Genomic DNA, 14,655 nt, shown 5'->3' with positions numbered 1-14,655 from the left:
CACATAGAGCTTCTGCGGCAAGCCACGGCGCAGGATCGCCTGCGCGAGCACCGGCAGAAAGGTCCGGGTGTTCTCCGAGAGGGCAAAGCGCGCGTACGGGATCACGCGGGTCGCATCGTCGATGAAGGCGATCAGGTAGGTCTTGCGTTTGACGCGCTCCCCGACCACCACGGCCGGACCGTGCATGACGTCGCTCATCCACAGCTCCCCGGCCTGCTCGAAAGCAAACCGGCGCCGGTCCTGCGTCTGACTCGCCGTCTTGGCCGCGTCCATCAGGCCGTGACGGGCAAGCAACCGATGCACGGTCGAGGGCGGCAACGGCAGGTCGGGCGGGACCTCGGGGCGTTGGCGCACCGCGCGGATCACCAACTGCACCGACAGCTGCGGGTTGGCCTCCTTGGCGGCGAGCAGCGCCTCGACCACGCCGGGCGGCAGCCGGCGCGCCTGGCCGCGATCGGCGCGCGGTTTGGGCAGGAGTGCGTCGAAGCCGCCGCGCCGATAGGCCTTGAGCCAATCGCGGATGGTCTCGGCGGCCACCCGGTGCGGGCGCTGCCGGGGATGGTGTGCTCACGCTCGGCTTTCGCCTGGATCGCCTCATACAGGCCCTTCCGTTCTTTGGGCCACGGCACGAACTCGGCGATCACCCCGTAGCGAAACAGGGCGATGTCGTGCTGAACATCGGTTTGCGGGTCACTCATGGACGCACTCCGCGGCTGACGCAGGCGGTTTGCCTGCGCGGGAGACCCTACGCCTGGCATCCCGGCGGGTCAGGCCCCGCACGGTGTTGGACGCGGGGAGCGCACCGCCGCCGGGTGGCGCCGGGGCGCGAATCCGAGCGGCTTGGGCAGCGCGTCCAACCACGCCGCGGCGATCCCGCGCAGCGCCACCAAAACCTGCTCCACCTCCAGGTGGTCGGCAAACGCCGTGAGGGTCGGCTCGACCAGCGCGAAAGGCTCGCCCAGGATGCCCTTGATCCGATGCAACGCGCTGTGCACGTCCTGCACGCGCCGTCGCACCCAGCGCAACGCCCGGGTAGCTCGATGTCCAGACGGTGCTGCTTGCACAGCGCTTCCAGACTCGGGGCCTGCTCGGCCGCACTGACCACCGCCTCGACCTCCGCGAGCGTGCCCGAGAGGCGCGCCGCCAGACAGTCGGGGAGCAGACTGAAGGTGCGATGCCCCTCGGGACAGTACCAGCGCGCCACGCGCGTGCCGGGCGGGGAGACCCGCGCATAGGTCCCGTGCCGAGCGAAGTGACACCCGCCTTGCGGATGCAGCGGACAGCGCGGAAGACTTGCATCCAACCAGGCTTGCTGGATAACGTAGTCCGCGCCGGTGAGATGACACTCGAAGCGTAGTTGCACCGGCCATCGGCCCGCACGGTTGCACCCGTGGCGGGCCTTCTCATTTGGAGGAGGGTGAGGCGATTGTGCCGGGGCGACCGCGAGAGTGCACGCCGGTGAAGCGTGCGGGACATCCGCGCTCCGCGCTTACCGCATTACCTCACCGGAAAACGACATCACCGGTGGAAGATTCCCTGCAAAAATGGCCGGTGGTTTGCGGATCAGGATGGGAAACAACAGTCGTCAGGAAGAGGATCAGGCGGTCAGGTGTTCGGTAACGTTGGAGCGCCATGCCCGTTTCCTGGATTTCGGCCAGGGCATGCCGCTTCATCAGCCAATCGCCTTCGCGCTACTGCTGCGTCGTCACAGGGCTCTGGTAGTCGAGCCAGGGTGCAATGGGTCAGGGTGTCCGCAGTGGAGGCTTGAGGGTGTGTATCGCTGCTCTTGCAGGCGTCCTGCCACGCGGAGACACCACTTCAGGAGATGGAAGCGATTATGTCGAGCATTCTGCCGGCGCGACGCGCACTTGGCCGCTTCCCGCCTCACTTCGCGCGGGCTTCGGGAGGGAAACTTTCCATAATCACGAACTTTGCATAAGGGTCGAAAACGGTCTCTTCCACCGGCTTTCGGGCGGTGCCGCAGTGCGGAAAGATCGGCGGAGGCAGGTGAGCGAATCTTAGAAATCCGTGACGAGATAACGTCGAAAGCAACAACTGGTTGCCGTTTTGGCACGCGAACCAGAATGTTCGCGGGTGATCCGGCAGCCTAGGGCCGGCGAAACGGCAACCAAATGCCCCTCAACGGAAAACGGCCTGGGCGCGTTGTAAATATTCGGTCTACCCCTACCCATCAGAATCAACGGGTAAGCACTTCGCGGAAGCGTCGGTCCAGCGGGTAAATCCATATGTCCTTGATGGGTTCGCTTTGTTTTCCGGCCTGGCCGAGTTTTCCGCGGCCTTTGGTTTGTCCCAAGCAGGTCCAGTTGGCGGCCTTGTAGCAGGTGCCGCGGAAGCGCGGTGTCTCGACAAAGGTCTCCAGCAGCAGCGGGCGGTAGCCGTAGACCGCCAGCCAATCCTCGGGCAGGATCCTGGCCGCCTGCGCCAAGAGCATGGAGGCGAGGTTTTTGGAGTGGACCCAGGGCAAGATCAAGAAGCGGGCATTGTTGACGACCAGATGGAGATGGCGCTCACGTTGTGCATGACTCCAGCCGATGTCGCGATCGCGCGGAGCGCACATCCACGCTGCGGCACCGAAGCCGAGCGCGGCGACGGGCTGCTCGGCGGCGTAGACCAGATAGCGCAGCTGCGCCCCCGGCAAGAGGGTATGACCGAGATAATGGTAGCGCTCGATGAGTTCGTTCCACAGCCGTGATTGGGCTTTGTGCTGCACGCGCGACCAGGTCAGTGGTCCGAGGGCCGAGGCCGGCCGCTCGAGCCGCGGTTGCGGATCGCTGAGCGCGCTCAGTCGCACGCGCGCATCGGGCCGGCGGTTGCGCGGCGGCGGCAGCGTGATGAGCCCGTCGTTGTGCATCCGCAGCATGGCCACCCGGGCGGACATGTCCTTCAAACCGCCGTTGACGGTGTGCCAGGCGAGCGCTTGGCAGGTCAAGCGCGACAGCGCTGCGCGTCTGCGGGTCGGGTCCTCGGCGATGAGTGCGCGGATCAGCGCGATCTCCTCGGGTTGGAAGTCGCGCCCGCAGTAGCGATGACTCATGAGCTGTCGATGCCGGTCGGTGGTGCGGCGGGTCGGCACAGTTCGGCACGGCGCGCGGCATCCATCGACCAGGGCAGGAAAGGCGCCAGCGTGCTCGGAGCTTGTCCGCCGGCCTCGGCGCAGGCGTTGAGATAACAGGTGAGCCAGGCGCGGGGATTGATCCCCCACAGCGCCAGGGTCTGCAGGATGGAGAACAGCGTCGCGGCGAGCTGCGCGCTCCACAGGCTACCCGAGCCGTAGTAGTTTTTGCGCCCGATGACCGGCGTGCGGATCGTCTCCTCGGCACGGTTATTATCCATCGGCACCTCGGGATGCGCGACAAAGACCGTCAGCCCCGACCAATGGTGTAGCAGACTGGTGAGCACCCGCTTGCATCTGGCGCGGGCGACCTTCGGCAGGGTCGCGTCGGTGTCGTCCTGCGCCAACAGCCGTTCGGCCTCGGCGTGCAGGTCCGCCAGCGCCGCCTGCAAGGCCGCCTGCGCGTGCTCGAACGCCGCGCATTGCTGCACCAAGGGGCGATCGGGATCCCAGTGCGCCAGACGCTGTTGGTTGAGATGGTAGACCAGCGCCCAAGGTTCCAACGCGGGCAGCGCGCGCCCGGCCTCCAGAAAGTCGCGGCGCACGTGCGCCCAGCAGAACGCCAGCAAAATGTTCTCGGCCAAGCGCGCGAGCTTTTTGTAGGCGCTGTAGCGATCGCAGACGATGATCGCCTGTTGCCCCTGCAAGCCGGCGAAATGCGCGCCGGGCACCGCCGCGCTGCGGCTCGGATCGATGCAGTAGAACACCACCGAGGCCGAGCGCGTCAGCCACAGATACCAACGCGTCCCGACCTTACCCTCCAGCTCGACGAAGACCTCCCAGCGGGTCTCGTCGTTGTTGAATAGCGTCTCGCTCATCTGCTTGCAGTACAGCGCCTCGAGCACCGGCTCGAACAACCCGGTGAGACGCTGCAGGCCACCGGCGAGCGTGCCGGGGGAGACCGGCAAGCCTTGATCGGCGAGGTCTTGGAGCAGGCGGTTGCTCGGTTGGCCGTAGCGGTATTTGCCCAGCAGCATCTCGACCCAAAAGCTCACGCCGAAGGGGCTGCGTGCGATCAGCCGCGCCGGCGGCGGTGCACTGATCACGGCCGGGGTATTCTCGCAGCAACAACCGGGATCGCGGGTGTAGGCACACCGGGTGATGCGCCGCGTATAGGCGCGCACCTGCACCTCGATCACCGCGCTTTCCTCGTCCAGCGCCGGCGTGCGCCGATAGGGCAAACCGCAGTGCGGACACGCGCTCTGCCCATCGGCCGGAGCGTGCTGTTCGGCGACCACGGGCAGCGTCGGGCGTGGGGTCCGGCCATGCCCCGCACAGCCCGGCTGCTGGCCGCGCTTGCGCTGGGGCGCGTCGTCGCCGTCGCCTCGGTCCTTCTCCGAGGGCAGCGGACTGTGTTTCTCGCTCTTCTTGCCAAACAACCGCCGTCTCAGGTCTTTGATGATGGCCTCTTTGCGCGCCACCTCCTGCGTCAACGCCTCGACCTGGACTTTCGCGCGGGCATGCTGCGCTTCCCAGTAGTTGGCCCGCGCACGCAGGTCAATGTGCTCCTGTTTGCTGATCGTGACCCATTCCCGAGCGAAACGCGGCCCCTTGCCGTCAGCCGTGCCGAGGCATGGATGCGGTCGCTCCGCAGATGGATCGAGACGTGTCGTGCCTTCCATGACACACGTTGTACGTGATTTCTACGTCTGTGTCCCGTACTTTCTCTGCGTCCCGGAAGGCGTGACCGAATGTTTACGGCGCGTTACAGCTAAGTCGTTGTTTTATTGGAGCTGGCGGACGGATTCGAACCGACGACCTGCTGATTACAAATCAGCTGCTCTACCAACTGAGCTACGCCAGCGATGCGGGATGCGCCTATGTCCGAAGACTAGGCGATTGGGGCATTCTACAGTCAAGCGCTACGGGGGCTCAATGCGCCTGGAGCTGATGGCTGAGATCCAAGTCGATGCGGTTGATCGACCAACCGTCGTCTGTGCAACGGCGGGAGAGCAGAGGGCGAGAGACATCCACCCGGCGCCAAGGCCGGGAGGCGGCGGTGGCGAGAGGCCGTGGTTTGGAGGATGGGTTTCGCTGTGCTCTACACGGCGGCCGGAATCACGGCCTACTCGGCCGGAGACGTTGCGGTTTGGAGGATGGGTTTCGCTGTGCTCTACCCATCCTACACTCGGGGTATTGTGGTCTGAGTCGCATCGGAGGGGGTACCGGACGCGGTCGCGGGTTTACTCGGGGCCCGTCTGGCCCTAGGCTCCGACTCTTCCGAGGATGACACTACGACCAGGGTCAACGTCATGAGTCTGATTCAACCGACCCGGATCGACTTCGAAGATCCCGAGCTGTCCGCGACGCGGGCGGAGCTTGTCCGCGCGCTGCGGGCCTTTTTGCCGTCGGATGCGGTGCTCGAGCAGCAGGAGCAGGTGCAGCCCTACGAGTGCGACGGCCTCTCGGCCTATCGGCAGTTGCCCTTGCTGGTGGTGCTGCCGCGTACGGTCGAGGAGGTGCAGCGCATCCTGCGGTTGTGTCACGCGCGGGATGTGCCGGTGGTGGCGCGCGGGGCCGGGACCGGGCTCTCGGGCGGGGCCTTGCCGCGTGGCGACGGGGTGTTGCTGAGTCTGGCGCGCTTCACGCGGATCCTCGATCTGGACCCGGTCGCACGCACCGCCCGGGTCGAGCCGGGTGTGCGCAACCTGGCGATCAGCGAGGCCGCGGCGCCGCATGGGCTCTATTACGCGCCGGATCCGTCGAGCCAGATCGCCTGCACCATCGGGGGCAATGTGGCGGAGAATTCGGGCGGGGTGCACTGCCTGAAGTACGGGCTGACGGTGCACAACGTGCTCGCGGTCACGCTGGTGACGATCGAGGGCGAGCTGATCGAGCTGGGATCGGGCGGGCTCGACGCACCCGGCTATGACCTCTTGGCGCTCTTCATCGGCTCCGAGGGGATGCTCGGCGTGACGGTCGAGGTGACGGTCAAGCTGCTGCCCGTGCCGGAGCGCGCCCAAGCCATCCTCGCGGCTTACGACGACGTGGAGAAGGCCGGTCAAGCGGTCGGCGACATCATCGCGGCCGGGATCATCCCGGCGGGTCTGGAGATGATGGACGGTCCGGCGATCCAGGCGGCGGAGGACTTCGTGCATGCCGGTTATCCGACGGACGCGGCGGCTATCCTCATCTGCGAGATCGACGGGACCCGTCAAGAGGTCTCCGAGGAGGTCATGCGGGTGCGCGATCTGCTCTTGGCCAGCGGCGCGACCGAGGTCCGGACCTCGCGCGACGATGCCGAGCGGCTGATGTTCTGGAAGGGACGCAAGGCCGCCTTCCCCGCGGTGGGTCGGATCTCGCCGGACTATTACTGCATGGACGGCACCATCCCGCGCCGCGCCCTGCCCGAGGTGCTGCGGCGCACCGCGGAGATGTCGCGCGAGTACGGGCTGCGGGTCGCCAATGTCTTTCACGCCGGGGACGGCAACATGCACCCCTTGATCCTCTTCGATGCCAATAAGCCGGGCGAGCTGGAGCGGACCGAGGAGCTGGGCGGGCGCATCCTGGAGCTGTGCGTCGAGGTCGGCGGGACCATCACGGGCGAGCACGGGGTGGGGATCGAGAAGATCAATCAGATGTGCGTCCAGTTCAACCCCCAGGAGCTGCAGCAGTTCCACGCGGTCAAGGCGGCGTTCGATCCGAAGGGGCTGCTGAACCCGGGCAAGGGGGTGCCGACGCCGAGACGTTGCTCGGAGTATCGACAGCTTCCGGATCACACGCATCGGCACCCGCACTGATGGCGAAGCCCGAACGTCTGATCAACGCCGACTCGGCCAGCGACGAGCTGGCACTCGACCGGGCCATCCGCCCGCGCAAACTCGAGGATTATGTCGGGCAGCCGGTCGTGCGCGAGCAGATGGAGATCTTCATCGGCGCCGCACGCGGCCGCGGCGAGGCGCTGGATCATGTGCTCATCTTCGGCCCGCCGGGGCTCGGCAAGACCACGCTCGCGCACATCATCGCGCACGAGATGCAGGTCAATCTGCGTCAGACCTCCGGGCCCGTGCTGGAGAAGCCGGGCGATCTCGCGGCCATCCTCACCAACCTCGATGCGGGGGACGTGCTCTTCGTCGACGAGATCCATCGTCTGAGCCCGGTGGTCGAGGAGGTGCTCTATCCGGCGATGGAGGACTATCAGCTCGACATCATGATCGGCGACGGCCCGGCCGCGCGCTCGATCAAGCTGGATCTGCCGTTCTTTACCTTGGTCGGCGCGACCACGCGGGCCGGACTCCTGACCTCCCCGCTACGCGACCGCTTCGGCATCGTGCAGCGTTTGGAGTTTTACACCGCGGAGGATCTGGCCTGGATCGTCCGCCGCTCGGCGCGGATCCTGGACATCGAGACCGAGGCCGAGGGTGCCGCCGAGATCGCGCGACGCGCGCGCGGGACACCGCGCATCGCCAACCGGCTGCTGCGCCGGGTGCGTGACTTCGCCCAGGTGCGTGCCGACGGGCGCATCACCGCGGAGGTTGCCGACCAGGCGCTCGGGATGCTCAAGGTCGACGCCCTGGGTTTCGACCACATGGATCGCCGGCTGCTCGATGCCGTCATCAACAAGTTCGACGGCGGACCGGTGGGCGTGGAAAGCCTCGCGGCGGCGATCGGCGAGGAGCGCGGCACCATCGAGGACGTCCTGGAGCCGTTTCTGATTCAACAAGGCTATCTGATGCGGACCCCGCGCGGACGTGTCGCCACGCAGGCGGCTTATCTTCACCTCGGGCTGAGACCTCCGCGGAGCGTCGTCGAGCGCGCCGCCATCCCGGACCTTTTCGGCGTCGTCTCGGATTAAACCGCGCCCAGCGACGTACGCGGTGTTTTTGGATGGGATCGGCCCCGGCAGACTTGACGACCGTTGGAGTCGGCGCGGTTTAAGAGATTACAAAACAGATCATTTTGAACCGCGCCCCCGCCAAGGGCTGTGGATGAACCAAACCTCGAACTGACTCGAAAATCAGCATCTCGCTCTGAGCGCGGATTAAGGTGCTCTCCGGAAACGAAAGCCTGCCCGACGGCGAACCGGGCCGGGGCAGAGCGGACCGACCTCGTCAGGCATCCGGTAGCCAGTCGTCGTCGAGGATCTCTTCAAGTCGATAGGGACAGTCGATCGGGAAGACGGAGCGATCCAGATCGGTTTCGATGACCGTCTCCCGCACCGCTTTGCCGTAGACATTGGCCAAGGTGTCCGCGACCAAAAGGGTCCGCAAGCTCGGCGATTGCTCCAGCAAGCGCTCGATTGCGGTCCGCTGATGAATGATGGTCAGCAGCCAGCTCTTGCTGCGCCGCTCGGGTTGATATCGGTACTTCAGCAGATGGACGAGCAGGACCTGAAGGCGGCTCAAGAGCTCACGACGTTCGCTTGCGCCCATGCTTTCGAGCTCCTCCGCGATATGTTCGACGTCCAGCTCGCCGAGCCTGCCGTCGCGCAGCAGCCGAGCGTTTCGAAGCGCCCAAGCATGAAAATCGCTGTCGTAGCTGACCGACTCGTTCATAGGGTCTCTCCGGTCTTGCGTCTTCAAGACATCAAGGATTCGGGCAAGAACGCCTCGTCGAGTGCCTGTTCCAGTCGATAGGGACAGTTCTTGGGAAAGGTTGCGAGCGCCCGACCGGTCTGCATCGCGGCGCTGCGTCTCGCGCGCTGGTAGCTCTGTGCGAGCACCCAGGCCGGGTAGGGTCGCAGACTCGGACTGTCCTGAATGGCGAGCTCGATCTGGAGCCGGGCATCGGTGATCGAACGGATACCTCGAGGAAGAGCTTCGGTGCATGTCGATATCCTACCGATGTTGATCAGCGCTCGCCCGGGTCTTCAGGCTTGTCCGCGGTCTTTTTCGTCGAGCGCCTGGCCCGTGGCTTTTTCACGGTCGACCCATCGTCGGCGACAGCCTTGGTCGCAGCCTTTCGCGGCGCACGCGCGGGCTTTCGAGCGGCAGCCGACGACCGCTTCACGGCAGCCGCCTGCGGCGCCGGCTCGGCACGCGACTCGGCCACCGAGCCACCGGAGGCCGTGTCGGCTTGAGCGACCGCCGCGTCGGAAACCGCGCCCGAACCCTTGCCAGACCTACCGGATCGGCGCTGTCGCAACCACGCGAGGAGCTTCCCGACACCTTCGATCACGCTGAAGACGACGCCGACCAATGCGCTCCACAGTTGAAGCAGAATCGATCTCCCGCCCGCAGGCCGCGCTCGGACCACACCCGGCGCAGGCGGATCGGGCATCGGGACACCCTCGATCTCCCCGTAGCTCGCCGACAGCGCCCGTTCCCCGCTCGCCGTCTCCACGAGATAAAACTCGCGGCACAGGCTGATGCAGCCGAGCGGGATGACGATCACCGCCATCAGGGTCGCGACACCGGCGCCGAACAGAAGGCTGACGGCCATCCCCTGAAAGATGGGGTCCTCGATGATCGCCCAGGCGCCGGCCATCAGGGTGAGCGAGGTAATGAGGATGGGGCGCATCCGGATCTCGGCACCGGCGACCGCCGCCTCCTTCACGGTCTTGCCCTTGGCGACCTCGATCTTGACGAACTCCACGATCAGGATCGACTGGCGCACGATGATGCCGCCGAGCGCGATCAGCCCGATCATGGAGGTCGCGGTGAACTCGGCGCCCATGAGGAGGTGACCGGGCACGATGCCGATCAAGGTCAAGGGGATGGGCGACATGATCAGCCCGGCGATCTTGAAGTTGCGAAACTCCCAGACGATCAATCCGTAGATGAGGATCAGCGCGGCGATGAAGGCGAGCCCCATGTCGCGGAAGGTCTCGTAGGTGACGGTCCACTCGCCGGACCATTCGAATCCGGATTGGCGATCGGTCAGCGGCGGTCCGATCAGACCCCGCGGCATCCCGCTGATCTGCACCCCGTCGGGGGCACGATAGGTCTCGAGACGGTCCTCGACCTCCAACATCCCGTAGATCGGCGCACCCAGGCGGCCCTGCATCTCGCCGACCACGTATTCCATCGGCCGCAGATCCTTGTGGTAGATGACCGGATCCTCCTGCTGCCGGACGAAGCGCCCCAGCTCGCCGAGCGGCACCTGCCCGCCCATCTCGGATTGGATCGGCAGGCTGGCCAGACTGCCGATCTCGGCCCGGCTGGCGAGCGGGATCTGCAGGACGATAAAGGTCGGCTCTTGGACGACGCCGCGCTTGACGTCCCCGAGCTTGAAGCCGCCCATCGCCATGGCGAGATTGCGATTGACGGCGTCGACCGAGATCCCCATCCGCACCGCCTTCTCGGCATCCACCTCGAAGCGCCAGTAGCTGTAGGGCTCGGCCATGTAGCTGTCCACATCGACGATGCCCTCGACCTCCTCGAAGATCCCGGTCAAATCGGTTGCGACCCGGCGGCGGGTCTCGGCATCGGGTCCGTAGACCTCGGCCACGACGGTCTGCAGCACCGGCGGGCCCGGCGGCATCTCCACCACCGCGATGCGCGCACCCAGCTCATGCGCCAGCGGGGTCAGCATCTCGCGCGCGGCCACCGCCAGGGCATGGCTGCCGAGCTTGCGCGCGTTTTTGTCCTTGAGCATGACCAGGAGATCACCCTCCCAGGGCCGCTCGCGCAAATAGTAGTGACGCACCATGCCGTTGAAGTTGAAGGGCTGGGCCGTACCGACATAGGTCTGGACGGCGGTCACCTCGGGCATGGTGCGCACCTTCTCGGCGAGTCGGTGCACGACGTTCGCGGTCACCGGGAGCGCCGTGCCCTCGGGCATGTTCACGACGACGCTGAACTCGGGCTTGTTGTCGAAGGGCAGCATCTTCACCGGAACGGTCTGGGTGTAGAAGAGCACGCAGACACCGGCCGTGGTGAGGATGGTTCCGACCAGGAAGGCGCTGCCGAGGCGGCGGTTGCGGATCAACGGCATCACCAAGGGCCGATAGAAGCGACTGACCCAACGGCGCGTCTGCTCTTCGCGTCGCTCCGCCTTCTCCAGCGCCGCCAGCCGCGGACGAACGCGCAACGCAAACCAAGGCGTAAAGACGAAGGCGGCCACCAGCGAGAAGAACATGGCCGAGGATCCAAGCACCGGAATCGGGCGCATGTAAGGCCCCATCAAGCCGCTCACCCAGCCCATCGGGAGCAAGGCGGCGATGATGGTGAAGGTCGCCAGGATGGTCGGGTTGCCCACCTCGTCGACCGCCCGCACCGCGGTCTCGATGGTCGTCTTGCCGCTTTCGAGCCAATGGCGAAAGATGTTCTCCACCACCACGGTCGCATCGTCGACCAGGATGCCGATGGCGAAGATGAGCGCGAAGAGACTGACCCGATCGATGGTGTAGTCGACCATCCAGGCCCACCAGATGGTCAACAGGATCACCACCGGGATGACCGTGATGACCACAAAGGCCGCCCGCGCGCCCAGCCCGATCAGACAGAGGACGGCCACGATCACGGCCGCCTCGAACATCGCCCGCAACAGCTCGTTGACCTTGTCGTTGGCGCTTTTGCCGTAGTTGCGCGTGACCTCGACATGGACATTCGAGGGGATGAGCGTCGTTTTCAGCTCCTCGACCTTGCCGAGGATCTGGCGCGCGACCGTCACGCCGTTGGTGCCCTGCTTCTTGGCGATCGCCACGGTCACGGCTTGCGCCCCGTCGGCGCGATGCTCGCCCGCGTAGGCCGGTCCCGTGAAATGGTTGACGATCTGCTTGGTGTCCTGCGGGACATGCTCGACCGTGGCGATATCGCGTAGATAGAGCGGATAGTCCCCGCGATTGCCGATCACCAGCCGGCCGACATCCTCCGCATTGCGCAGGAAGGAGCCCGAATAGACGTTGTAGGCGGTACCGCCTGATTCGCTCACACCCGTGGTCTGCTCGGAGTTGGCGGTGCGAATGGTGTTGGCGATGCGATCGAGGGTGATGCCGTGCCCGGCCAAGCGCTCCATCAGGACCTCGACGCGGATCTGATCCTCCCGCCCGCCGACGACGAACCCCTTGCCGGCATCCGGCAGCGAGCCGACCGCTTGGAGCAGGTCGAGACCCAGCTTGCGCAGTTGATGGTCCTCGACATCCTCCGACCAGAGCGTGAGGGTCACGACCGGCACATCGTCCACGCCGACCGGCTTGACCAGCGGCATCTGCACGTCCGGAGGCATGCGGTCCATGTTCGACTGGAGCTTGTCGTGGACCTTGACGATCGAGGCGCCCATCTCCTCGCCGACCTCGAAGCGCACGGTCACCATCGCCGCTCCGCGCTGGGTGGCCGAGTAGACGTGCCGAACGCCATTGATCTCCTTCATGATTCGTTCGAGCGGGTCCGTCACCAAGCGCTCGACCTGCTGCGCGGAGGCGCCCGGATACTGTACGAAGATGTCGATCATCGGGACCGAGATCTGCGGATCCTCCTGTCGCGGCGTGAACAGCAGACCCAGGATCCCGAGAAAGAGCGCGCCGAACAACAGCATCGGCGTGACCGGCGTATTGATGAAGGCGCGTGCAATACGACCGGCGAGGCCGAGCGGTAGAGACGCGTCCGCCGAGGAGGACGGCGCGGATTCAGGAGGAGGAGGCGAGGCGATCGGATCGGCCATGAGTCACGACTCCCGTCGTCCATGACATTTCTCTATTTTCTGAAATGGTTCGGCGAATCTAGCCCACAAGCTCGGTGCCAACAAGCGCCGCATTGACAGTGCGTTAGTGTTTGCTAAAGTGCTGAACTAAACCGCGTCCAGAGCGAGATGCTCACTTTCGAGTGAGGTCGACGTTTGGTGCATCCACGGCCCTTAGCGGGGACGCGGTTTAGAATTTTAACATTTTTAATATCTTAAGCAGCGCCGGCTCCAGCGGTCGTCAACTCCGCCGGGGCCGATCCCATCCAAAAACATCGCATATCGTGCTGGGCGCGGTTTAATATCATTCACCCCTCATCGATCTTCAACACATGTATATCGACAACCTCACACTCGTGGGCATCGCCGTCGCATCGACCTATCTGCTGATGCCGCTCCTGTTCCGTCGCGAGACGCTGGTCGTCGAACGGGAGACGGATACGCCGGTTTCGCAGGTCCAGGGACGTGACCACTGTAACGCTCCTCGGCCTTGCCTGGAGACTTGATCGGCACCCACACAACCCCGAAGCTCCTTAACTCCCGTGATAGACGACGTGCAGTCGTCCTCTTCCGCCGCCCCGACGGCCCCCGGAATAGAGCCCGACTCGACCATCTCCGGGACTCCGGGCCGACATCCGATGCGCTCCGGGCCATCGGGATTATGATGTACACCCGAGCCGACCGAGACATCTCCCTGCAGTGTTTAGGGCATGCTGCAGCGGCATACACCCGGAAGAAATCGCATGCGTTGGAGCCTCTCAGCACAGATCCGAGCATTGGCCTGCCTATCCTTGCTCGTCGCGGTTCTCCTTACGAGCGGATGCAGCGAACCCGAGACACTCGTCGAGATCCACGGCAGCACCATGGGGACGACCTACAGCGTCAAGCTCGTCGCGCTTCCCCGGGATCTGACGGCCGATGCACTGAAAGCGCAGCTCGATGCACGTCTCGATACCGTCAACGCCCTGATGTCGACCTATCGCCCGGACTCGGAGCTGTCGCGTTTCAATGCGAGCCGATCGACAGATTGGTTTTCGGTCGACCCAGAGCTGGCCGGTCTCGTCGCCCGCGCTCAATCCATCAGCGCGCTGAGCGGCGGGGCCTTCGACGTGACCGTCGGTCCGCTGGTGAATCTCTGGGGATTCGGGCCGGATGCCCACCCGTTTCGGGTTCCGGACCAGCAGACGATCGAGGAGACCCGCGCACGCGTGGGCCACGACAAGCTCAACGTGCGTGATCAACCGCCGGCGCTGCGCAAGGATCACCCCGAGCTCTATGTCGACCTGTCCGCCATCGCCAAAGGCTACGGTGTCGACCGGATCGCAGACCTCTTGGACCGACTCGGCGTGAGCGCCTACCTCGCCGAGATCGGCGGAGAGATCAAGGCGAAGGGAACCAAGCCCGGCGATCAGCCCTGGCGCATCGCCATCGAGCGCCCGGAGGCGACCTCGCGGACCGTCTACCGAGTCGTCGCACTCGAGGACGACGCCATGGCCACCTCCGGCGACTATCGAAACTTCTACGAGCAGGACGGACGGATCTACTCGCACACCATCGATCCAGCTACCGGCCGACCGGTCGCGCACGCCTTGGCATCCGTCACCGTCATCACCGAGGACTGCGCGACCGCCGACGCCCTGGCGACGACCTTCCTGGTCCTCGGGCCCGAGCGCGGTTTGAGCCTCGCCGAATCGCTCGGCGTCGGCGCCTTCTTCGTCAGCCGCGCCGGCGAGGACTACGTGCACGCGGCGACATCCGCCTTCGAGGCATCGGTGAGCGAGAAGGACCCGCACTGAGTCCCCCGGAGTGCTGACCGGCGCGCGACGCTCGCGGCCGAAAAAGTCCTTTTATGTCATCCTCTGTCCATCCGACGCCTGTGCCACCGAATCCGGCCACGTCGCTGAGGGGAGGCTAGGGACAAGCGCAGCGCAGTCCACCCTACCGGCCGGCCATTTGAACAC

General features: G+C 65.3%; 11 protein-coding genes, 1 tRNA gene and 1 pseudogene. 4 read left to right on the top strand and 9 right to left on the bottom strand.

The window, feature by feature from the left end; genetic code table 11:
* Positions 1-348 precede the first annotated feature (348 nt).
* From KFB96_RS27030 to KFB96_RS20430, 6 genes and pseudogenes are all read right to left on the bottom strand, one after another.
* Positions 349-537: pseudogene (locus KFB96_RS27030) on the bottom strand (helix-turn-helix domain-containing protein); the annotation flags it as partial.
* Positions 538-767: 230 nt separating this feature from the next.
* Complete coding sequence (locus tag KFB96_RS27025) at positions 768-1,025, bottom strand: hypothetical protein (protein WP_300970611.1); 258 nt, start codon at positions 1,023-1,025, stop codon at positions 768-770.
* Between the two features lie 477 nt (positions 1,026-1,502).
* Positions 1,503-1,673, bottom strand: a complete 171-nt coding sequence (locus KFB96_RS20445) for a hypothetical protein (protein WP_213460903.1) — start codon at positions 1,671-1,673, stop codon at positions 1,503-1,505.
* 524 nt (positions 1,674-2,197) lie between these two features.
* The gene (locus KFB96_RS20440) at positions 2,198-3,055 is read right to left on the bottom strand and encodes a DUF4338 domain-containing protein (protein ID WP_213501517.1); all 858 of its coding nucleotides are present in this window, start codon (positions 3,053-3,055) and stop codon (positions 2,198-2,200) included.
* The gene (locus KFB96_RS20435; RefSeq protein WP_213460901.1) at positions 3,052-4,755 is read right to left on the bottom strand and encodes an IS66 family transposase; all 1,704 of its coding nucleotides are present in this window, start codon (positions 4,753-4,755) and stop codon (positions 3,052-3,054) included. The genes KFB96_RS20440 and KFB96_RS20435 overlap by 4 nt, the downstream gene beginning before the upstream one ends.
* A gap of 106 nt (positions 4,756-4,861) precedes the next feature.
* Positions 4,862-4,937: transfer RNA gene (locus tag KFB96_RS20430), tRNA-Thr, on the bottom strand.
* A gap of 448 nt (positions 4,938-5,385) precedes the next feature.
* On the opposite strand from KFB96_RS20430, the gene KFB96_RS20425 reads away from it, so the two are divergent.
* Both KFB96_RS20425 and ruvB read left to right on the top strand, forming a co-directional pair.
* Entirely contained in the window at positions 5,386-6,873 is a 1,488-nt protein-coding gene (locus KFB96_RS20425; protein WP_213460900.1) for an FAD-linked oxidase C-terminal domain-containing protein, read from the top strand.
* Positions 6,873-7,928 carry a Holliday junction branch migration DNA helicase RuvB gene (gene ruvB / locus KFB96_RS20420; protein WP_213460899.1) on the top strand — a complete coding sequence of 352 codons (1,056 nt, stop codon included), beginning with the start codon at positions 6,873-6,875 and terminating at the stop codon, positions 7,926-7,928. The genes KFB96_RS20425 and ruvB overlap by 1 nt, the downstream gene beginning before the upstream one ends.
* A 256-nt stretch (positions 7,929-8,184) precedes the next feature.
* Here the strand turns inward: ruvB and KFB96_RS20415 are convergent, their stop codons facing one another.
* The 3 genes from KFB96_RS20415 to KFB96_RS20405 are packed head-to-tail and all read right to left on the bottom strand — an operon-like array spanning position 8,185 to position 12,676.
* Positions 8,185-8,628, bottom strand: a complete 444-nt coding sequence (locus KFB96_RS20415) for a DUF29 domain-containing protein (protein ID WP_213460898.1) — start codon at positions 8,626-8,628, stop codon at positions 8,185-8,187.
* 23 nt (positions 8,629-8,651) lie between these two features.
* Positions 8,652-8,867 (bottom strand): DUF29 domain-containing protein, encoded by a 216-nt coding sequence (locus KFB96_RS20410; RefSeq protein ID WP_300971735.1) that lies wholly within the window; start codon positions 8,865-8,867, stop codon positions 8,652-8,654.
* A gap of 56 nt (positions 8,868-8,923) precedes the next feature.
* Entirely contained in the window at positions 8,924-12,676 is a 3,753-nt protein-coding gene (locus KFB96_RS20405) for an efflux RND transporter permease subunit (RefSeq protein ID WP_213460896.1), read from the bottom strand.
* Between the two features lie 350 nt (positions 12,677-13,026).
* On the opposite strand from KFB96_RS20405, the gene KFB96_RS20400 reads away from it, so the two are divergent.
* Both KFB96_RS20400 and KFB96_RS20395 read left to right on the top strand, forming a co-directional pair.
* The gene (locus KFB96_RS20400; RefSeq protein WP_213460894.1) at positions 13,027-13,200 is read left to right on the top strand and encodes a hypothetical protein; all 174 of its coding nucleotides are present in this window, start codon (positions 13,027-13,029) and stop codon (positions 13,198-13,200) included.
* Between the two features lie 237 nt (positions 13,201-13,437).
* Positions 13,438-14,490, top strand: a complete 1,053-nt coding sequence (locus tag KFB96_RS20395) for an FAD:protein FMN transferase (protein ID WP_213460892.1) — start codon at positions 13,438-13,440, stop codon at positions 14,488-14,490.
* The last annotated feature ends 165 nt before the right edge of the window (positions 14,491-14,655 follow it).

Origin of the sequence: Thiocapsa sp., from assembly GCF_018399035.1 — a bacterium.
GTDB lineage: Bacteria > Pseudomonadota > Gammaproteobacteria > Chromatiales > Chromatiaceae > Thiocapsa.
Note: the sequence above shows the minus strand (reverse complement) of the source record. Positions and strands in the feature narration are given on the sequence as shown.

Coding starts and splice junctions, on each gene's coding strand:
- KFB96_RS20415 (WP_213460898.1), bottom strand. CDS start 8,628: ATGAACGAGTCGGTCAGCTACGACAGCGATTTTCATGCTTGGGCGCTT.
- KFB96_RS20400 (WP_213460894.1), top strand. CDS start 13,027: ATGTATATCGACAACCTCACACTCGTGGGCATCGCCGTCGCATCGACC.
- KFB96_RS20445 (WP_213460903.1), bottom strand. CDS start 1,673: ATGAAGCGGCATGCCCTGGCCGAAATCCAGGAAACGGGCATGGCGCTC.
- KFB96_RS20395 (WP_213460892.1), top strand. CDS start 13,438: ATGCGTTGGAGCCTCTCAGCACAGATCCGAGCATTGGCCTGCCTATCC.
- KFB96_RS20425 (WP_213460900.1), top strand. CDS start 5,386: ATGAGTCTGATTCAACCGACCCGGATCGACTTCGAAGATCCCGAGCTG.
- KFB96_RS20405 (WP_213460896.1), bottom strand. CDS start 12,676: ATGGCCGATCCGATCGCCTCGCCTCCTCCTCCTGAATCCGCGCCGTCC.
- ruvB (WP_213460899.1), top strand. CDS start 6,873: ATGGCGAAGCCCGAACGTCTGATCAACGCCGACTCGGCCAGCGACGAG.
- KFB96_RS20440 (WP_213501517.1), bottom strand. CDS start 3,055: ATGAGTCATCGCTACTGCGGGCGCGACTTCCAACCCGAGGAGATCGCG.
- KFB96_RS20435 (WP_213460901.1), bottom strand. CDS start 4,755: ATGGAAGGCACGACACGTCTCGATCCATCTGCGGAGCGACCGCATCCA.